The sequence below is a fragment of the Actinospineispora spinosispora DSM 44797 genome, from assembly GCF_000429025.1.
Classification (GTDB): domain Bacteria; phylum Actinomycetota; class Actinomycetes; order Mycobacteriales; family Pseudonocardiaceae; genus Pseudonocardia; species Pseudonocardia spinosispora.
Genome location: NZ_AUBB01000020.1, coordinates 297,916 through 315,902, shown reverse-complemented (window position 1 = coordinate 315,902; position 17,987 = coordinate 297,916). Strand labels below are relative to the sequence as shown.

Annotated in this window: 12 protein-coding genes; 7 read left to right on the top strand and 5 right to left on the bottom strand. The window is 65.3% G+C overall.

Annotated elements, in window-relative coordinates:
* A partial coding sequence (locus G406_RS0108345) for an IS256 family transposase (protein ID WP_028933488.1) occupies positions 1–1,194 on the top strand: 1,194 nt, incomplete at its 5' end.
* A gap of 1,062 nt (positions 1,195–2,256) precedes the next feature.
* Here G406_RS0108345 and G406_RS0108340 read toward each other — a convergent pair.
* The 3 genes from G406_RS0108340 to G406_RS0108325 form a co-directional block, all read right to left on the bottom strand.
* The gene (locus G406_RS0108340; protein ID WP_037075702.1) at positions 2,257–2,907 is read right to left on the bottom strand and encodes a fasciclin domain-containing protein; all 651 of its coding nucleotides are present in this window, start codon (positions 2,905–2,907) and stop codon (positions 2,257–2,259) included.
* Positions 2,908–3,101: 194 nt separating this feature from the next.
* A complete protein-coding gene (locus tag G406_RS0108330) occupies positions 3,102–4,871 on the bottom strand; it encodes a cytochrome c biogenesis protein CcdA (RefSeq protein WP_028933486.1) in 1,770 nt (589 codons plus the stop codon).
* 660 nt (positions 4,872–5,531) lie between these two features.
* Positions 5,532–6,020, bottom strand: coding sequence for a YbaB/EbfC family nucleoid-associated protein (locus G406_RS0108325; protein ID WP_084215871.1), 489 nt, complete (start codon positions 6,018–6,020; stop codon positions 5,532–5,534).
* A 734-nt stretch (positions 6,021–6,754) separates the two neighbouring features.
* Between G406_RS0108325 and G406_RS0108320 the strand changes: the two genes are divergently transcribed.
* Genes G406_RS0108320 through G406_RS0108305 form a run of 4 tightly spaced genes read left to right on the top strand, consistent with a single transcriptional unit; the run spans position 6,755 to position 11,623 of the window.
* Positions 6,755–7,084, top strand: coding sequence for a WXG100 family type VII secretion target (locus tag G406_RS0108320; protein WP_169736646.1), 330 nt, complete (start codon positions 6,755–6,757; stop codon positions 7,082–7,084).
* 52 nt (positions 7,085–7,136) lie between these two features.
* Positions 7,137–7,472 (top strand): WXG100 family type VII secretion target, encoded by a 336-nt coding sequence (locus tag G406_RS45430; RefSeq protein ID WP_037075700.1) that lies wholly within the window; start codon positions 7,137–7,139, stop codon positions 7,470–7,472.
* Positions 7,473–7,529: 57 nt separating this feature from the next.
* Positions 7,530–8,891, top strand: coding sequence for an EsaB/YukD family protein (locus G406_RS0108310; RefSeq protein WP_156934737.1), 1,362 nt, complete (start codon positions 7,530–7,532; stop codon positions 8,889–8,891).
* A gap of 8 nt (positions 8,892–8,899) precedes the next feature.
* Positions 8,900–11,623 carry a right-handed parallel beta-helix repeat-containing protein gene (locus G406_RS0108305; RefSeq protein ID WP_028933482.1) on the top strand — a complete coding sequence of 908 codons (2,724 nt, stop codon included), beginning with the start codon at positions 8,900–8,902 and terminating at the stop codon, positions 11,621–11,623.
* A gap of 29 nt (positions 11,624–11,652) precedes the next feature.
* Here the strand turns inward: G406_RS0108305 and G406_RS0108300 are convergent, their stop codons facing one another.
* Both G406_RS0108300 and G406_RS0108295 read right to left on the bottom strand, forming a co-directional pair.
* Complete coding sequence (locus G406_RS0108300) at positions 11,653–12,321, bottom strand: hypothetical protein (protein ID WP_156934736.1); 669 nt, start codon at positions 12,319–12,321, stop codon at positions 11,653–11,655.
* 219 nt (positions 12,322–12,540) lie between these two features.
* A complete protein-coding gene (locus tag G406_RS0108295; RefSeq protein WP_156934735.1) occupies positions 12,541–13,209 on the bottom strand; it encodes a hypothetical protein in 669 nt (222 codons plus the stop codon).
* A gap of 212 nt (positions 13,210–13,421) precedes the next feature.
* On the opposite strand from G406_RS0108295, the gene G406_RS0108290 reads away from it, so the two are divergent.
* Positions 13,422–13,868, top strand: coding sequence for a WXG100 family type VII secretion target (locus G406_RS0108290; RefSeq protein WP_156934734.1), 447 nt, complete (start codon positions 13,422–13,424; stop codon positions 13,866–13,868).
* A gap of 27 nt (positions 13,869–13,895) precedes the next feature.
* On the top strand, positions 13,896–17,960 hold the full coding sequence (locus G406_RS0108285; protein ID WP_028933478.1) for a type VII secretion protein EccC: 4,065 nt from the start codon (positions 13,896–13,898) through the stop codon (positions 17,958–17,960).
* Positions 17,961–17,987 lie beyond the last annotated feature (27 nt).

The window sequence follows — 17,987 nt, the reverse complement described above, 5'->3', positions numbered from 1 at the left end:
CCGGCTCGCTTACTTCATCTGGTGGCGGATCGTTCGATGGGTGAAGACCAAACGGCGTTGGAGGTGGAAGGACGTCCACCGCTGGCTGCGTACCCCGACGGGGTGGCGGCCAATCGCGGTGGACGGGATCGAGCTGCGCAACATCGCGGCGACACCGGTCACCCGGTACCGCCGACGCAGCATTCCCAGCCCTTGGTCCTTGCGCGAACCACGCCCAACGACAGAAACCGTGGAGAGCCCGTTGCGTTGAAAGGCGCACGGCGGGTTCGGCGAGCGGTATGGGGAAACGGGCCGGTAGCAACACCGGAACCGCGCCCCATACCGACTCGACTCTCAGCGCACCTGAGTGAGGTCTACGGTGCCGAAGTCTCACGCCAGACGATCTCCACGATCACCGACAAGGTCGTCGAGGGCATGCTGCAGTGGCAGAACCGGCCACTGGATGCGGTGTATCCGGTGATCTTCATCGACGCGATCCACGTCAAAATCCGGGACGGGAAGGTCGCTAACCGGCCGATCTACGTCGCGCTCGCGGTGACGTGCGAGGGCCACCGCGACATCCTCGGGTTGTGGGCCGGCGACGGCGGTGAAGGAGCCAAACACTGGCTGCACGTGCTGACCGAGCTGAAGAACCGTGGGGTCAACGACGTCCTGATGGTCGTGTGCGATGGGCTGACCGGCCTGCCCGACGCGATCGCCGCGGTCTGGCCTCAGACGATCACTCAAACCTGCATCGTGCACCTGCTGCGCAATAGCTTCCGCTACGCCGGACGCCAGCACTATGACGCCATCGCCAAAGCACTCAAGCCGGTCTACACCGCGGCGACCGAAGCGACCGCGACCGAGCGGTTCCTCGAGTTCGCCGAAACCTGGGGCGAGCGGTATCCGGCGATCGTGCGGCTGTGGGAGAACGCCTGGTCAGAGTTCGTGCCGTTCCTGAACTTCGACACCGAGATTCGAAGGGTCGTCTGCTCGACCAACGCGATCGAGTCGGTCAACGCCCGCATCCGCCGCGCGGTCAAAGCCCGAGGACACTTCCCCAGCGAAGCCGCCGCCCTCAAATGCGTCTACATGGCCGTGATGAGTCTCGACCCCACCGGACAAGGCCGCAAACGCTGGACGATGCGCTGGAAACCAGCCTTGAACGCCTTCGAAATCGCCTTCGACGGCCGCCTCGCCGCCGGCAGGAAATAACTCCCAACAACCCCAGTTACACCGAAAATTTGACAGTCCCTGGAGCCACAGTCGGCGGCGTCCTAGATCCTCGCTGTTGACCGATAGCGAATGTCAGCGGTCGTTGTCAGTCGGTGAGGTAGCTGACGTGCTGGGTGGCATGACGCTTGTCGAGGGATTCGCGCCGCGGGTGAAGCGCTGTCTGGTTGTGGGGGAGAACGGTTGTGTGGGACTGAGGTTGTTCGCGGGTACGAACTGGTTCGCCGGGTTCGGTGATGTGCTGGGTAGGAGTTGTCCCGCCGGGTGTTGATTGGCCAGTGTCGGTTCTCGGGTGGTCCCGCTGCTGTTCCCCCGTGTGGCGTGGAGGCGGGCGCCCGTCATTGAGTCAAGGGATAACGCAACGACGCGTACGTCTTTGCGCGAGCAAAGATGGGAGGCGATGTGACGATGATGCAGATGATGGACATGTTCATGCAGATGTTCGGCTGATGCCGCCGCGGCCGGGCCATGGGTTCCACACGGTCTTGTGGCCTGGCCGCGTTCGTCGCTGGGTTTCGGCGCGGTGTTCAGCTCGGTGCGGCGCGGGCTGGGTCCTCGCGCGGTCGGCGAGGATCGGGCGGCGGCGGACGCCGGTCCTACTCGCTTTCTGTGGGGCGATCGCTGGCGGGGGCGGGGTGCCCGTCGGGCCACTGCTCGTCGTAGTCGTGCAGCGGCCATGAGTCCTCTGGCGGGGATGGGCCCTGGCCCATGCCATCGCTGAGATGCCGGCGGAAGTGACGGTGAAGCGTCTCGCGTAGCTGCTTGAAGACGCTTGCGGTTCTGGCCGGCGTGCTGAGTAGTTTGCCCAGGGCTGTGTTCGGAACGGGACTGTGGTGTTGCGGCATCGCGGTCATCAAGGCCCCCCGTGTGTGCCGAGTCCTTAAAGCTCGCGCCTGGGATCCGCGAGGCTGACCCGACGATGTCGGGTCAGCCTTTTCGACGCGATCGCGGATGTTGTGATCAGCGGTATGCAGCTGGTCGGGACAGAGTGATCGTGCGATCGAGAACAGCGGTGTGACGGCCGGTCCCGAGTGCTGCGTGAGTTCAGGCGCCCGGCTTTGTGGTCGGGGGCATGAGCACGGTGTCGATGATGTAGACGGTGGCGTTCGCGGTCTGGACGTTTCCGCAGATCACGTGGCTTTCGCCGTTGATGGTGAAGTCTTGGCCGGAGCCGGACGTTTTCACCATGGCGCCCTCAAGGGTTTTGAAATCGCCGGAGGCAAGGTCGGCGGGGGTGATTTTTTGGCCGACGACGTGATAGGTGAGAATTTTCTTCAGGGTGGCGTCGTCGGCGAGGACCTTGTTCAGGGTGGCGGAGGGGATTTTGTCGAAGGCGGCGTTCGCGGGGGCGAACACGGTAATGTCTTTGGCGCCGTTGAGGGTGTCGACGAGTTTCGCCTTTTTGACTGCTGTGACCAGTGTGCTCAGCACAGGGTTGTTGCTGGCGGCGGTGGCGACCGGGTCGGTGGCCATGCCTTGGAAGCTGCCGGGACCACTGGTGGGTACCGCGCCACAGGCCGACCCGAACTGGTCGGTCGCGGCCTCGGAGCTGGTGCTGGCGGGGGCTGCTTGCGCGCTGGTGCTCATCGCCGGGGCGTTGGAGGACGAGCTGGGTGCTTCGCTGTTGGCGCAGGCGCTGAGCCCGGCCACCGCGGCGGTAACGCTCAAGGCAACGACAATTCTCTTGGCGCGCATGTGCTTTTCTCCCTGAGGTTCGATTTCGCGTCGGCGAAGTGCCGGACGGCCCTATGGTTGTTTCGGAGCAGCCACGGCCTCGGTTTGGTGTTCGAGCGGTAATGCGCGGTCCCCGTTCGAGTGCGCAGTAAATGTTGCCGCCGGTTAGCGACGAGTCGTGGCCGGTAGGCGAATCGGTCCGCGGCGCGTTCGGGTCAGCCGAATGTGAACGAGTAGGCCGCCAGTCCGGGGGTGAGGCCGACGGTGAGCTGGGCGTCCTGGAGGTCGGGCTGCTCGATCAGCGGATACAGCCGCGGCGGGCCGCTGACCGTGATTACCCGCTGGTTGAGGCCGTTGACGGCGATGGTCGCGGTGCCTTTGCCGGCCAGGACGAGGTAGACGTTCTTGGCGCGGTAGTGCAGGCCGATCCGTGCGTCGGGCCCGGCGGTCGCGTTCTGGTATTTGAGGGTCCAGTTGCCGTCGAGACTAATGGCGTTGACCGGGAACGCGGCCGGGAACCGGTAGGTTCGCGCCTGGTCCTGGACGAGTGGGTCACCGAGGTAGTTGCGGATCTGGCGGACGTTGAGGTAGGTCTCGGGGCTGGTGCGCGGGTCGGTGACGGTCTGGTCGGCCAGCTGCGTCGGGGGCGGCAGCGCGACGGTGGGGTTGGCGGCGTGGAGCAAGTCGCGGATGTGGCGTTCGGTGGTGGCGTAGTCGCCTTCGCCGAGCTTGAAGTAGCGCACGGCGCCGGTGGCGTCGATGAGGAAGTCGGCCGGCCAGTACTGGTTTCGGTAGGCGCCGAACATCGAGTACTTGTTGTCGATCGCGATGGGGTAGGTGACGCCGAGGCGCCCGGCACCGGCGATCACGTTGGCCTGGTCTTCTTCGAACGCGAACTCGGGCGTGTGCACGCCGATGACCCGCAGGCCGGCGTCGCGGTAGGCACGGTCCCATGCCTCGACGTGGGGAAGGCTGCGTTGGCAGTTGATACACGAGTAGGTCCAGAAGTCGATCAGGACGACCTTCCCGTGTAGCTGGCTCATGCGTAGTGCCGTGTTGGCGGGGGTGTTGAGCCAGCCGGTGATGTTGTCCAACTCGGGTGCTGGGCCACAGTCATTGAGCTGGGGTGCGGCGTCGGTGCAGCGGGACAGTTGGTGGTTGCGGTCGTCGTCGAGGCTGGTCAGTTGCGGGCGCAAGCTGGGGGTGGCGGCGACGGTTTTCTGTAGTCCGGCCGTGTAGTCGGGGATCGCGCGTTGGATGACCTCGGCGAGGTTGAACGCCAACGCGAGCGCGAGTCCTATCATCAGTACGCCGCTGATCGCGCGGACCAGGCGTTGGTGGCGGCGGAAAGCGCTGATTCGGCTGCTGATCTTCTGGCCGGCCAGTGCGAACAGCAGTAACGGCGCGGTGGCACCGATCGCGAACGCTACGGTGAGCGCGACTGTGTCGAGACTGATGTGGTTGGTGGCACCGGCCACGGTGATGGCGGTCAGCACGGGCCCGGCACACGGGACGTAGAGCAGACCAAGACCGAGTCCGAGGACGAATCCGCCCGCCTCGGTGTTCGCCGAGCGCTGCGGCAACCGCGCGAACGGGCGCTCGAGCAGCCGGTCGATTCCTGGGAACAACAGGCCCAGGCCGATGAGGACGAGGAGAATAACTCCGATCGTGCGCAACAATCCGGCGGGCAGCCCGAGCGCACTGAGTAACAGTGACCCGAGGAGCGTGAAGACGCTGAAACTGACGACGAGCCCGGCGATCACGACATAGGGTCGCCTGCCCCGACGGGCCGGTGCCTCCCCATGAGTAGCAACCGCGACCGCGCCATTTGGTCCACCTGCCGAAGACTCCTCATCCTGGCGTTGACCAGAGCCGTTCTTCCCCGTCGCTCCGGCCAGCAGCACGACCGGCAGAACCGGCAGGATGCACGGTGACACCCCGGTGATCACACCGCCAAGCAGGCCGATCAAGATCAAGGTAAGCATGGCGGTCCTGGCTCCCCGAGATGGGACTTCGCAACGAGCCAGTGCTCCGACTCAGCCCTAGATTCGCCGCACACGCGGCGAAAGATTGGTCTCGCGGCCGCGGAAGCACAGGCAGAGAGCACGAGAAGCTCACCAAGATCGCGGAAGCGCTATCCGGTCGCGAGCGACGACCGAGCGGCCTGGCACGCACGTGACTCCTCTCTGCATCGGCGGTGATACCCAGGTCGACTACCGCCTGGGCTTCGTTCAGCACGGCTGCGATTCTGATGTCCAGCTCGGGCACCGCACGGATGCCAAGGAACGGCCGCTCACCTGGATCGGCGAGGGCCTGTCCCCGTTCGGCGTGGACGGGCTTGGAAACCGGAGCGGCATCGACCAAGGACCAGCACGACATGGCGCCGCGTGTAGGGGAGTAAGGGCACCCGCGGACGAATCACGGCCGCTGGTGTCAAGCCCCATCGGACTCCAGCGGCCCACATCTGAACAACCTGACGGTTTCGCTCCTGCGTCGTGTGGTGGGCTCGCGCTGACGCGCTCGCCGGGCGACCAACCAGGACGGGCGGATCGACTGGACCTCCGGCCCGACCGGTGTGTCTGTCGATCCGCGACTGGACGCGGTTCAGGGTGCGTCCGTGGTCACCGCCTCGGGCGCACCGCCGGTCAACTGGTCAAGCCACCGAGCGATTTGAGCAACGGGTTCACCGATTCCTGGTGAAGCGTTTTGAGGCTGGCCTGAGCCTCTTGCAGCGCGGCGACCACCATCTGCGACAGGTCTGTGACCCGACCTGGGTCCACCGCTGACGGGCTGATGACCACGTCCAGCACTTCCCCTGAGCCGTGCAGGATCGCCCGGACGGCACCGCCGCCACCGAAGCCCTCCACCGTGGTAGTTGCGAGCTTCAGCTGCGCGTCCTGCAGGCTCTGTTGGGCCTCCCGTACACGGGCCAACAGATCGGCCTGGGGTCCGGATTCCTCTGTCATCACCACTCCAAATTGGACGTCGGGCGGTTCTTCAGCGCGGTAGGTCTTGTAGTCAGGCGTCGGTTGCTGATCCGAAAATAAAGACTCTAATAGATTTGACATCGGCTGATCTGACGAGTCTGGCAATTTCTTGATAACCAGCGGGATTACGTCCTCGCAGGTCTGCATCGATGAGACTTCGAGCTATTCCGGGCATCCGTGCACCATCGCCGGAGAGTTCGACGTACGGCTGCTTGCACAGTCAGATGGCCTGCGTCCCGTCCGAGTGGGTGGCCGGTGATTCAGTGTGCGTCTGGCCTGTTGTTCCTTCGGTCGTATGAGCGGGATCGGAGCTGATCGTCAAGGCGGATGGCGAGAAGCCAGCGTGATCGTCTGTTGGATGACAGGTCACTCGCGTCGGTGAAAACTACGTAGATCCTCCACGAGGATGTGGTGGTCCGCCACATCCTCGTGTGACACGTTGACGACCTCCGCATCGAGCCGCGATGCAACCACTGGACCATGCCTGCGCAATCAACCAGGAACGCAGAGTGGCGGGACACCGATCGGTCACTACCTCGGCACGATTAACGAATCATTGACGCGGCCAGAGTTTTCGTGCACGTAATGTTTACGTGAGTGTTTCCGTACACGCTTCGACGCCTGCGCCCGATGCGCACGTATTATGCTGACGTTGTGTAAACGTTCTGGCTGACAAAATGTTTACGCCGAGCGCTCCGGTTCTACCAGGGACATCTTGTTACACTTCTGGTACCTTCATCTGGTATGAATCTTCAGTCGCGGCACGGCGCGACGAGTTTCAGGTGAAGAGTCAGATATGAGCCGCCCCGAATTCGAGGCACGCTCTCTGGAGGTCTTGTACGGTCGCTCACCGTGTTCTTCGATTGCCAGGGAGGGAACTCGTGACAACCGGCGGAAATTTGTTCACCGCTACTACTTCCTTAATCGCGGCCGCCAGTGCCGCCAGCCTGCAGAAGGTTCAAGACCTTCAGTCGTTGCTGGGCCAGTTGGACCGAACGGTGACCGAGAGCGAAGCGCACTGGAAAGGGCCCGCATCGGCGCAGTTCCATGTGCTCATGAGCCAGTACCACGCGGACAGCACGATGCTCAACCAGTCGTTGGCCGCGATCGCTCAGGCGCTGAAGACCTCCGGTATCAACATCAGTGGCGCTGAGGAAATGAACGTCAGCAACATGAACAAGATCAACCTGCCGCCGGCGAAGCTGAGCTGACCAGGCGTGACCGGCCGTCGGTCGCGGCATACCACTGAGAGAGGACATCATCATGGCGAACGTCGATGACTCGCCGATCCTGGTTCATCAGGGAATGGAAGATCTGGCGCCGCAGATGCTTGCGACCGCCGACAGCCTTGTTGCCCAGCTGAGCGACTTGGAGCGAGCGCTGCAGCCCGTCGTGGAGACGTGGACCGGTACGGCCGCCACCGAGTACCAGATGGTGCACCGGAAGTGGTCGCTCGCGGCGCATGATCTGTTCGGCAAGGACGACGCTCACGGGGCCGGCGGTGTTCTCGGCCAGATCGCGAAAGCGGTCCACATCAACTACGTCAACTATGTGGACGCCGAGGCCGCGAACCGTAAGACGTGGCAACAGGGAGCCTGATCAGGCTTGGCGAACTGATCCGATGACGAATCAACGGCCTTTGCTGATGGGATTGTGGTGGACGACGAGCGACGCCGGGTAACGGTGGTGGGCGCGCACCGCCGGGTGGATCTGGCGGTGCCGGCGCATGCGGCGATCGCGGAGTACGCGCCGAACCTGCTGGTGTGGTGCGGGCAGTTGGAATTCGACAACACCTTTCCACCGGCATGGTCGCTGGCATTGCCGGGTGCCGCGCCCTTCCCGCCCGAGGTTTCGTTGGCCGAGGTCGGAGTGGTGGACGGGGCGACGTTGTACCTGCGGGACGCGGTCGCAGGGGAGTACGACGAGCCTCGGATCATCGAGCTGGAAGACCTGGTCACCGAGGCGAACAAGGCCGGAACGTCCTGGAGCGAGCGGTTCAGGGCCTTCAGCATGGTGTGCCTGGGGATCCTGGCGGTGGTGGCCGGGTTCGCCGCGTTGCTCAACGTCGGTGACCAGCGCCCAGGGGTGATGTTCGGGACCGTGCTCGCCGGCTCCGGGCTGGCCTCGCTCAGCTGGCACGCCGGCCGGGCGAGCTGGCCGCTGCCGGTGGCGATGCGGGTGCTCGTGGCGTTGGGCGCGGTGCCGATGTTCGCGATCGCGTGTGCCGCGCTGCCACACCAGGACGACACCGGACATCTGATCGCGGCTCTCACCCTGGGCGCGATGTTGGGCGCGGCGGCAGCACTGGCCGCGATCCGTCACGTCGCCACGCTGCTGATTCTCGGCGTGGCCATGGTGGCGTTCCCTGTCGTCGGGCTCATCGTGTGGTTGCACGCCGGCCCGCCCAAGGCAGCTGCGGTGGTGGCGTTGGTCGGGATACTCGCATTGGCGTTGGCGCCGTCGGTGTCGGGCAAGCTGGCCGAGCTGACGGCGCCGGGGCTCCCGGCGACAGTCACGCCCGCGACCCAGGCGGCCATGCAAGACGAGATCGCCCATCTGGTGGTGCTCGGGCGACGTTCCCTGGTGGTGATCACCGGATTCTGCGCGGTGGTACTGGCGGTGGCTGTGACGGTGCTCGGTGGCGCCGATGACAGTTTCGCGCTGGCCATGGCGGTGTGCGTGAGCCTGACGTTGCTGGTGCGTTCCGGTCAGACCCAGTCGCTGAGCACCGTGGTGCCGGTGGTCACGGCAGGCTGCGTCGGGCTGGTTGCGGTGATGCTGCACGCGGGCACCTATCTGGGTGGACCGGCCTGGGCAGGGCCACTGGTGCTGTTGGTTCTCTCCTTCGCGGCCGTGGTGATCGGGGTCACCGGCGCGGTGGGCGTGACGCCGCCCAAGCAGGAGCCGTCGCGGAAGATGGGCGCGCTGCACGCTGTGCTGCTGTTCGCGTCGGTGATGTGCGCGGTCGGCGTATTCGGCGTGTTCACGCTGTTGATGCATCTCGGTGAAGGCATCTGAGGTCGGCTGTGGCGCGCGGGAACGTGGAACGGGTAGCCGAACGAGGCTGGGGTGTGCACCGCAGCATGGGCGCCGCGATTCGATCCGCCGCTGAGGGCGCGGTCGTGTCCATTCAGGCAGGGGTGTACCGGGAGTCGTTGGTGCTGGCTCGCTCGGTTGTGCTGGTCGCTGAGAAGGGGCCGGGAACGGTGCGGATCGTGGCACCGCACGGCCCGGCCATCACGGTCAACGGTGGTGAGGTCGTGCTGCGCGATCTGGACGTCGAGGGCAGTTCACCGAGCGAACCGACGGTTCTGGTCCGGGGCGGGACGCCGAGGTTGGAGACCTGCACGGTGTCCGGTGGCCGGGTGGAGATCGCCCAGGACGCGACGCTGACCATCACCCACTCCGATCTGCACGGCATGTCCGGTAGCGGGGTGTTCCTCACCGCGACCGCGAGCGCGGTGATCGAGGACTCGGTGATCAAGGACGTCGACGGGCACGGATTGCTGCTGAACGATGCCGCGCGAGTGGAGTTGCGCCGGACGCGGATCGAGCGGGTCACCCGCAGCGGCGTGGCGATGGGTGGCTCTGCCCGAGGCAGCTTCGATACGTGCGAGGTCGGGTTCTGCGGGGACGCGGCGTTGCTGGTGGCGAATCCGGCAGTACCGCTGCTGCGCGAGTGTCGGCTGCACGACACGAAGTCCCAGGGTGTGCGGGTCGGTGACCCGATCAATGGACCCACCGGTGCGCAGATCGAGAAGGACAGCACGAACACAGATGCCGGCGAGGCCGCCGGACGAGAGGAACGGCGGGTTCGGCTGGAACGCTGCGAGATCTTCCGGACCGGCGCGGAGGGTGTGCTGGCCGGCGGCCGATCCGCGCTGAGGTTGAAGGACTGCCAGGTGCGGGAAACGAACGGGCCAGGCATCGTCGCAAGTGGTACCAGCCGACTCGAGCTCGACCAGCTCCGGCTGGTGGACGTGGCCGGGACGGGGCTGGCCTCGCTGGATTCCGCCGAGGTGCAGCTGCGCCACTCGATGATCGCCAGAGCTGGTGCGAACGGGCTGCACGCGGCAGGCCGGTCGGTCACCCGAATCACCGAGTCCGAGATCTCGACGACGGCGTTCACCGCGCTGCATGTCACCGGTGGCGCCCGGGTGGAGCTGCGCGACAGCGTGGTTGCCGACAGCGCTGAGCACGGGATTCGGGTGGAGCAGGGCGCGGAGCTGTTGGCCGAAGCCGTGCAGGTGCAGCGGCCGAGGATGACCGGTATCGACGTGGACAGCGCCGATGCGGTGTTGCGTCGGGTCACCGTGTCCGATGCCGGCACCGGGATCAAGCTGTCCACCACACACCGGCCGCTGATCGAGGACTGCACGGTGTCCGGATCGGCGCGGACCGGCATCGAGATCGGCGCCAAGACCGGTGCGCTGGTGCTGGGCGGGCAGGTGCGTGACGCCGGGTCGGCCGCGGTGTTCCTCGAGGACGGCTGCGAGGCGCTGATCGAGGACCTGACGATCAGCGGTGCGCGCGGCAGCGGGCTCGTGTTGTGGTCGGGTGCCCGGCCGAGGATTCGGTCGGTGCGGGTTTCCGGTAGTGCGAAGAACGGGTTGTACTGCCACGACGATTCGGGCGGGATACTCGAGGATTGCACGGTTTCGGCAGCGGGGTTCCCTGCCATCTACGTCGGGGCAAGAGCCGCACCCGTGCTGCGCCGCTGCCTGGTCGCCGACTCCGACGAGGATCTGTCGCAGGCAGAGGACGCGGCCGCGGTGTTCGAGGACTGTCGTACGCAGAACGTGAAGGTGTCCACCTTGCCGGCCGCCCCAGCGTCGCGGGCGATGGCGAAGCGCGAACCGGCAGCCGCTCCCGGCGTCTCTCGTGCCGCTCTGGCAGCCGAGGCGACAGGTGCCGATGCGCCAGGCGACCAGCGCGACATGCTGGCGAGCCTGATGGTCGAGCTGGGCGAGCTGATCGGGTTGGACCGGGTCAAACAGGAGGTCGCGTCGCTGACCAAGGTCATGCAGATGGTCAAGCAGCGCCAGGAAGCCGGGCTACAGCCGCCGCCGCTGAGCCGGCATTTGGTGTTCACCGGCAACCCCGGTACCGGCAAGACCACGGTGGCCAGGCTGTACGGCCGGATTCTGGCCGCGCTGGGTCTGCTGGAGAAGGGGCATCTGGTCGAGGTCGACCGCAATTCGCTCGTCGGGGAGTACGTCGGGCACACCGGACCGAAGACCGCCGCTGCCTTCCGTAAGGCGTTGGGCGGCGTGCTGTTCATCGACGAGGCGTATGCGCTGGTACCGGCGGGTCAAACGAACGATTTCGGCCAAGAGGCGATTTCCACCCTGGTCAAGCTGATGGAGGACCATCGCGACGAGGTCGTGGTGATCGTCGCCGGCTATCCGGGCGACATGGACCGGTTCGTCGATTCCAACGCCGGCCTCGCCTCCCGGTTCAACCGGATGCTGCGCTTCGACGACTACAACGCTGCGGAGCTGGTCCGGATCGTGACTCACCAGGCCGAACAACACCAGTACCAGCTGCCGGCCGACACCCTGACCGCGTTGGACAGCTACTTCGAGCAGATGGTGCGCGACGAACGCTTCGGCAACGGCCGCACTGCGCGCCAGACCTTCCAGCAGATGACCGAGCAGCATGCGCAGCGGGTAGCCGAGCTGGACACCCCCGATGCCGAAGCACTGACGACGCTGCTGCCCAGGGACCTGCCGGCCGCGGTACCGGCATGATCACTGAGCAGCAGCGTCCGGTGTCCCGTTCAGGTGACCGGCGAACCGCCGGGCGGGTTCGGGAAGTTCGAGCTTCGGTCGGTTTTCGAGTAGGACTGGCCGGCTTTGTTCAGCATCGTGATGAAGCTACCGGCCAGTTCCAGGGTGTCACCGATCGACTTCAGCAGCTTCTCCTGGACCGGGTTGATCTGGGCCGCGAACTCCGCACCGATTTTGGCCAGCGCGTTGTTCTCCTCCGTTCCGTCTCTGGGGTCGGAGCCGGTGTTCTGGTTTTCCACCGTTGCCCCGCTGTTGGAGTAGGAACCGGCGTCGTTCAGCGTATCTCTCTTTTTGACTTCCGGTCCGAAGAACTTCGGGTTATCGACTGCCCCCATGACGGTGCCGCGCAGCGACTGGTACTGGTCGACTTCGGTGTGCAGTGCGGCCAGCATGTTCTTCTCGCCGGTGCGCATACTGCCGAGGTCGACCGAGAACGGCTTGGCCATCGGACCGGTGTAGTCCTTCGGGGGCTGATCTCCTCCCTTGGGTTCGGGCGGGTCGAGATTGAAGGAAGGTGGGGGTTCCCAACCTGGTGCCATCGAAACTTCTGGAACCAGGTAACGGCGGTCCGGCTCTTGGGGCACATCCTGGCCTTGAGGGTATTTCGGGGCATCCGGGACGTTGATCACCGGGTTCTTGGGATCCTTCTTCTCACTCACGGACTCTCACCATTTCCGCGCCAGAATAGTTTCGAACTGACATCTACCCTAAAGGAGTCGACTCTGAAGAAGATGATGTCGACCGAGACGATCCTAACACGAAGAAATCGCTCTGCAGAATGGCGAGGAAAGAACTTTTGGTGCGGCTACCGGAATGATGACGCTGCTGCCCGGTGGCCTGGTGGCAGGCTCACTGGGCAGCAGCGTCGAGTGGTCGGTTCAGGTGACCGGCGAACCGCCGGGCGGGTTCGGGAAGTTCGAGTTTCGGTCGGTTTTCGAGTAGGACTGGCCGGCTTTGTTCAGCATTGTGATGAAGCTACCGGCCAGTTCCAGGGTGTCACCGATCGACTTCAGCAGCTTCTCCTGGACCGGGTTGATCTGGGCCGCGAACTCCGCGCCGATCTTCGCCAGCTCATTGTTGGCCTCGACGCCCTCGTTGTTTTTGGGGACTGTGCCGCCGCCGTCCCTGCCGCCGCTCCAAGAACCGCGTTCGTACCCGCTCTTATCGGGGCTGTCGCCCTGTTTCCCCGGTCCGAAGAAGGTCGAGTTGCCGACCGCCCCCATGACGGTGTCGCGCAGCGACCGGTACTGGTCGACCTCGGTGTGCAGTGCGGCCAGCATGTTCTTCTCGCCGGTGCGCATACTGCCGAGGTCGACCGAGAACGGCTTGGCCATCGGGCCGGTGTAGTCCTTCGGGGCATCGTCTCCCCCCTTGGGCTGGGGTGGGTCACGGTTGAACGAGGGCGGCGGTTCCCAGCCCGGCGCCATCGAGACATCCGGAACCAGGTAACTGCGGTCAGCCTCCGGTGGCGGTTTTGTGCCCGAAGGATCCGGAGGGGGATCCGGGACGGAGATCACCGGATTCTTCGGATCCTTTTTCTCGGTCATCGTTTCTCACCACTTCCGAATCGGCAGCTCGCTGAGTTGGTTTCGACACTCGAGAAGATGATGTCGAACCAAACGAATGTAACACAAGAACACGGTCCTGCGGAAGGTGAGCGAGAAATCTGAGAAAAGACTTAGTGGGTTGATATTAAAGGTATTACCGGCCTGATGTCCGGTAATAGGATGGTTCCTGGGCAACCGATGGAGTGGGCGGCATGGCAGCGAACTATGACACGTCAAGTATCAAGATCGACGCATCTCAGGTGCATTCGAACGCGACCGGGCTAGAGGGCCTTTCGAAAGAAGTCGGAAGCCTGATCGAGCAGATAAACGGCGTGACGGGCAAGCTGAAGTTGGGATGGGTCGGAAAGACCTCCGAAGAGGCTGCGAAGTTTTCCGATCAGTGGAAGAAGGTGATGACGGACCTCTTTGGGACGGATGACAAGAACGACAAGGATGAGTCACATGCTGGAGTGTTGAACGTTATCGCGGGTGGTGCGAAGAGAGTTGCTGATGGGTTCAGTCAGGTCGAGCTCGCACTGAAGGATAGCTTTGTCTCGCTGAGCGACAACTTGGCGAAGCCGCCGCCGACGGAGGTGCCTAAAGGCAAGCCGGACAACATCGACACGCCGGATGACAGTGCGATCATCGAGAAGTGGTAACCATCCGATAAAGAGCGGGCAGATCAGATGAGCGTAGTCGCCTTCCACCGACCGGCGAGGACATTTCCGCCGTCGGTGCCGGAACAGCGGGTATCGTTGCCGGCACCGCCGCAGAAGCCGCAGGACAACCAGAGCCAGACGTGGCTCTATGTGCTGCTGCCGCTGTTGTCGAGTGTGAGTATGGCCGCGTATCTGATCTCGGCCGGGCGTGCCTGGATGATGGCGCTGGGCATTCTTTTCGTCTTCTTGTCGGTGGGCGTGACGATTTGGGTTCGTACTTCGATGCGCCGTCAAGGCGATGGCAATATACGCAAGCAACGTGATCGGTACCTGGAGTACCTGGATGCCCAGCGTCTGCAGGCGGAGGAGTCGGCGGCGGCTCAGCGGGCGGTGGCTGCGTTTCTGCACCCGAGCCCCCGTCGGTTGTGGGCGCTGGTGACGGGGCGACGGCGCGTGTGGGAGCGGCGACCAGGGGATACGGACTTTCTGCTGCTGCGTCTGGGAATCGGGCGCGGCACCCCGGTGATGCGGCTGGAGCTGGCTCGCCGAGGTGATCCGATCGCCGAGCTTGAGTCGGAATCACAGGCGGCCGCGGAGCAGCTGACCGAGGACTACTCGACGGTGAGCCGGCAACCGGCGTGCGTTGACCTGGCGAATGTGGGGGTGTTGAGCCTGCAGGGTCCGCCCGAAGCAGGCACCGCGCTGCTGGGGGCGTTGCTGATGCAGCTCGCGGTGCTGCACGCTCCTGACGACGTGCGGGTCGTGGCGATGTTGACCGGTCCGGACAGCGAGCTGAACTGGGCGAAGTGGTTGCCGCACGCTCGGATGGATGGGTTCGGGGAGGCGCCGCTGGTATCCGACAGCTGGGAAGGCATCTCCGACGTGCTGGCGCAGCGACTGGAACGGGCGCAGAAGGAGCGCACCGAACGTTCGAGCGCGCTGGCCATGCGCCGAGAGGCCACCCCCGGGGAGCAACTGGTGTTGCTGCTGGACGGCTATCGGCCCGACTCGGCGTGGGCACGCGACGAGCTGCTGGAGAACCTGCTGGCCGAGGCGGGCCCGGCCAGCGGCATCCATGTGGTGTGCGTGGTGACCAAGGAGCGGGAGGAACCCAGCCGGGTGGACGCGCGGGCCCGGCTGACCGAGGACGGCGGCCTGGTCTTGGAGAGCCGAGACCCGAAACTGGTGTCCACGGTGACCCTGGCACGACCGGATGTTCATCCGCGACGGTTGAGCGAGCAGACCGCGCGTGCATTGAGCCCGTTGAAGTTGTCCGGGGAACGCGAGCAGGTCCTGTCCCGCAACATCGCATTGCCGGAGATGCTCGGGGTGCCCGACATCGGCAACTTCGATCCGACGACGTTCTGGCGCGCTCCCGACGATGAGGCGCTGTTGCGGCTACCGATCGGCGTTACCGGTGAGGGCGAGACGCTGACCCTGGACCTGAAGGAATCGGCGCAGGGCGGCATCGGTCCGCACGGGCTGATCGTGGGCGCCACCGGATCGGGCAAGAGCGAGCTGCTACGCACCCTGGTCACCGGGTTGACGATCACCCACGCACCGGATCAGCTCAGCTTCGTGCTCGTCGACTTCAAGGGCGGCGCGACCTTCGCGGGGGTGACGGAGCTGCCGCACGTCGCCGGTCTGATCACGAACCTGGCCGACGACCTGGCACTGGTGGACCGGATGCGAGCGGCGTTGCACGGCGAACAGCAGCGTCGGCAGAAGATGCTGCGGGAAGCCGGCGACGTTGACTCGGTGCTGGAATATCAGATCCGGTGCGCGGCCGGTGTTCCTGATTCGAACGGCCGCCCGTTGGAGCCGATGCCCTATCTGATGATCATTGTGGACGAGTTCGGCGAGTTGTTGTCCCAGCGCCCGGACTTCATCGATCTGTTCGTGCAGATCGGCCGGGTGGGCCGCAGCCTCGGTATGCACCTGTTGCTGGCCACCCAGCGCCTTGAGGAAGGGCGGCTGCGCGGGCTTGATTCGCACTTGTCCTATCGGATTTGCCTGCGGACGTTCTCGCCGGGAGAGAGCCGTGCGGTGATCGGGACGCCGGATGCCTACCGCCTGCCCTCGATCCCGGGGTCGGCGTACCTGAAGGTCGATGAGTCGATCTACGAGCGATTCCGGGTCGCGCATGTGTCCGGTACCTACACCGACGCCGTCGCTCGCGCGGTGGTGGCTCCGAGACGGACTCCGGAGCCGGTGGAGTTCGGATTGCGCTCCGAACAGGACGCCGGCAAGGCCGAGGAGCGGGAGTTGGCGACGACTGCCGCCACGACGTTGACCCGCCCGGCGCCAGGGCAACGCACCGAGATGGCCGTGGCGGTCGCGCAGGTCATGGCACACGGCAGCGCCGTGCACCAGGTGTGGCTACCGCCGCTGCCGAACGCGATCGAGCTGGACTCGTTGGTCGCACCCGTAGGGGTGGACGCCGAGCGTGGCTTGTCCTCGACGCTGTGGCCGGCAGGTGCCCGGCTGACCTTCCCGGTCGGGGTGCTGGATCTGCCGGCTCAGCAGGAGCAACGAGCGCTGTTGCTCGACCTGTCCGGCATGCATGGCCACCTGGTGGTCGTGGGGGCGCCGCAGTCGGGTAAGAGCACCCTGCTGCGGTCGGCGCTGCTGGGTGCGATGCTCACCCACACCCCCGATGAACTGCAGTTCCTCGGGGTGGACTTCGGCGGTGGCACGCTGGTCGGTCTGGAGGAGGCACCGCACGTTCGCGGCGTGGCGACCCGCCTCGACGAGGCTCGGACCCGCAGGGCGCTGGCCGTTGCCCGTCAGCTGGTCGAGCAACGGGAACGGTTGTTCGCGGCCCTGCGGATCGACTCCGTCGAGGAGTTCCGTCGGATGCGCGACGCTCGGGAACTGCCGGACGGGACGAACGCCGCTGATGTGGTGATCGCCATCGACAACTGGGCGGCATTGCGCGCCTCGGTCGAGGATGCCGACGAAATCGTGAACGAGATCGCTGGTCGTGGACTCGGTATCGGGGTGCACCTGGTGCTCACCGCGAACCGATGGGGCGAGCTGCGTGCCGCGCTGCGCGACAACATCACCGGCCGTCTGGAGCTGCGGCTCAACGAGCCGAGTGAGTCGGAGCTCTCCCGCCCGGCGGCCAAGCAGCTGCACAACGCGGCTCCCGGTCGGGGGATCGTGGCGCCTGGCCACATCTTCCACACCGCGCTGCCCAGGCTGGACGGGCAGTCCAGCACCGACAACCTGGCGGTCGCACAACGCGAGGTCGTCCGCGCCCTTGCCGCGAACTGGCCTGGCGAACCGGCCCCCGAGCTGCGGGTACTGCCCGAGCTGATCACCCAGCCGGAGCTGGACAAGGCCTGCGCGGAGTTCCTTCCAGGTGGTGTGGAGGCGCTGCCGGCCACGGCGGTGCCGATCGGGCTGCGTGAGGTCGATCTGGAACCGGACGTGGTGGATCTCGCGGTCGACAATCCGCACTTCCTGGTGCTGGGCGACTCCGGATCCGGCAAGACGAACTTCCTGCGCACCTGGATGGCTGGCCTGGCCCGGCGCACCACGGCGTGGCAGACCCGGTTCGTGCTCGTGGACTATCGACGCGGCCTTTTCGACGCGGTCGGTGAGGAATATCTGGGTGCGGTGGCCACCGACCCGGACAGCGTCGCAGGGTATGTCGCGCAGGTCGCGGCGAAGATGAAGGAGCGGATCCCGCCGCCCGGTGTCACTCCGGCGCAGCTGCGCGAACGGAGCTGGTGGAGCGGTCCGGAGATCTATCTGGTGATGGATGACTACGACCTGGTCGGCTCCCCGGCACTGCGTGAGCCGATGCTGGAGCTGTCCGGATACCTCGCCCAGGCCACCGACCTCGGTCTCCACCTGGTGCTGAGCAGACGCGTCGGTGGCATGTCCCGTGCGCTGATGGGCGATGCCCTGGTCAGCAGGCTGCACGACCTCGGTACCGGTGGATTGATCCTGTCCGGAGATCCGAGGGAGGGCGCGCTGATCGGTGACCAGCGTGCGCGGCCGCAGGAACCTGGCCGAGGCGTACTGATGTCGCGTCAGCGCGGAGCGCGGTTGGTGCAGCTCGTGCACGAACCGCCAACCACCTGAACCATCCCGTCCCGCCGGCCGTGCCCG

What these genes read in the sequence shown, in the direction of transcription:
- G406_RS0108325 (WP_084215871.1), bottom strand. Translation starts at nt 6,020, where the DNA reads ATGCAGACCTGCGAGGACGTAATCCCGCTGGTTATCAAGAAATTGCCA.
- G406_RS0108295 (WP_156934735.1), bottom strand. Translation starts at nt 13,209, where the DNA reads ATGACCGAGAAAAAGGATCCGAAGAATCCGGTGATCTCCGTCCCGGAT.
- G406_RS0108290 (WP_156934734.1), top strand. Translation starts at nt 13,422, where the DNA reads ATGGCAGCGAACTATGACACGTCAAGTATCAAGATCGACGCATCTCAG.
- G406_RS45430 (WP_037075700.1), top strand. Translation starts at nt 7,137, where the DNA reads ATGGCGAACGTCGATGACTCGCCGATCCTGGTTCATCAGGGAATGGAA.
- G406_RS0108330 (WP_028933486.1), bottom strand. Translation starts at nt 4,871, where the DNA reads ATGCTTACCTTGATCTTGATCGGCCTGCTTGGCGGTGTGATCACCGGG.
- G406_RS0108285 (WP_028933478.1), top strand. Translation starts at nt 13,896, where the DNA reads ATGAGCGTAGTCGCCTTCCACCGACCGGCGAGGACATTTCCGCCGTCG.
- G406_RS0108340 (WP_037075702.1), bottom strand. Translation starts at nt 2,907, where the DNA reads ATGCGCGCCAAGAGAATTGTCGTTGCCTTGAGCGTTACCGCCGCGGTG.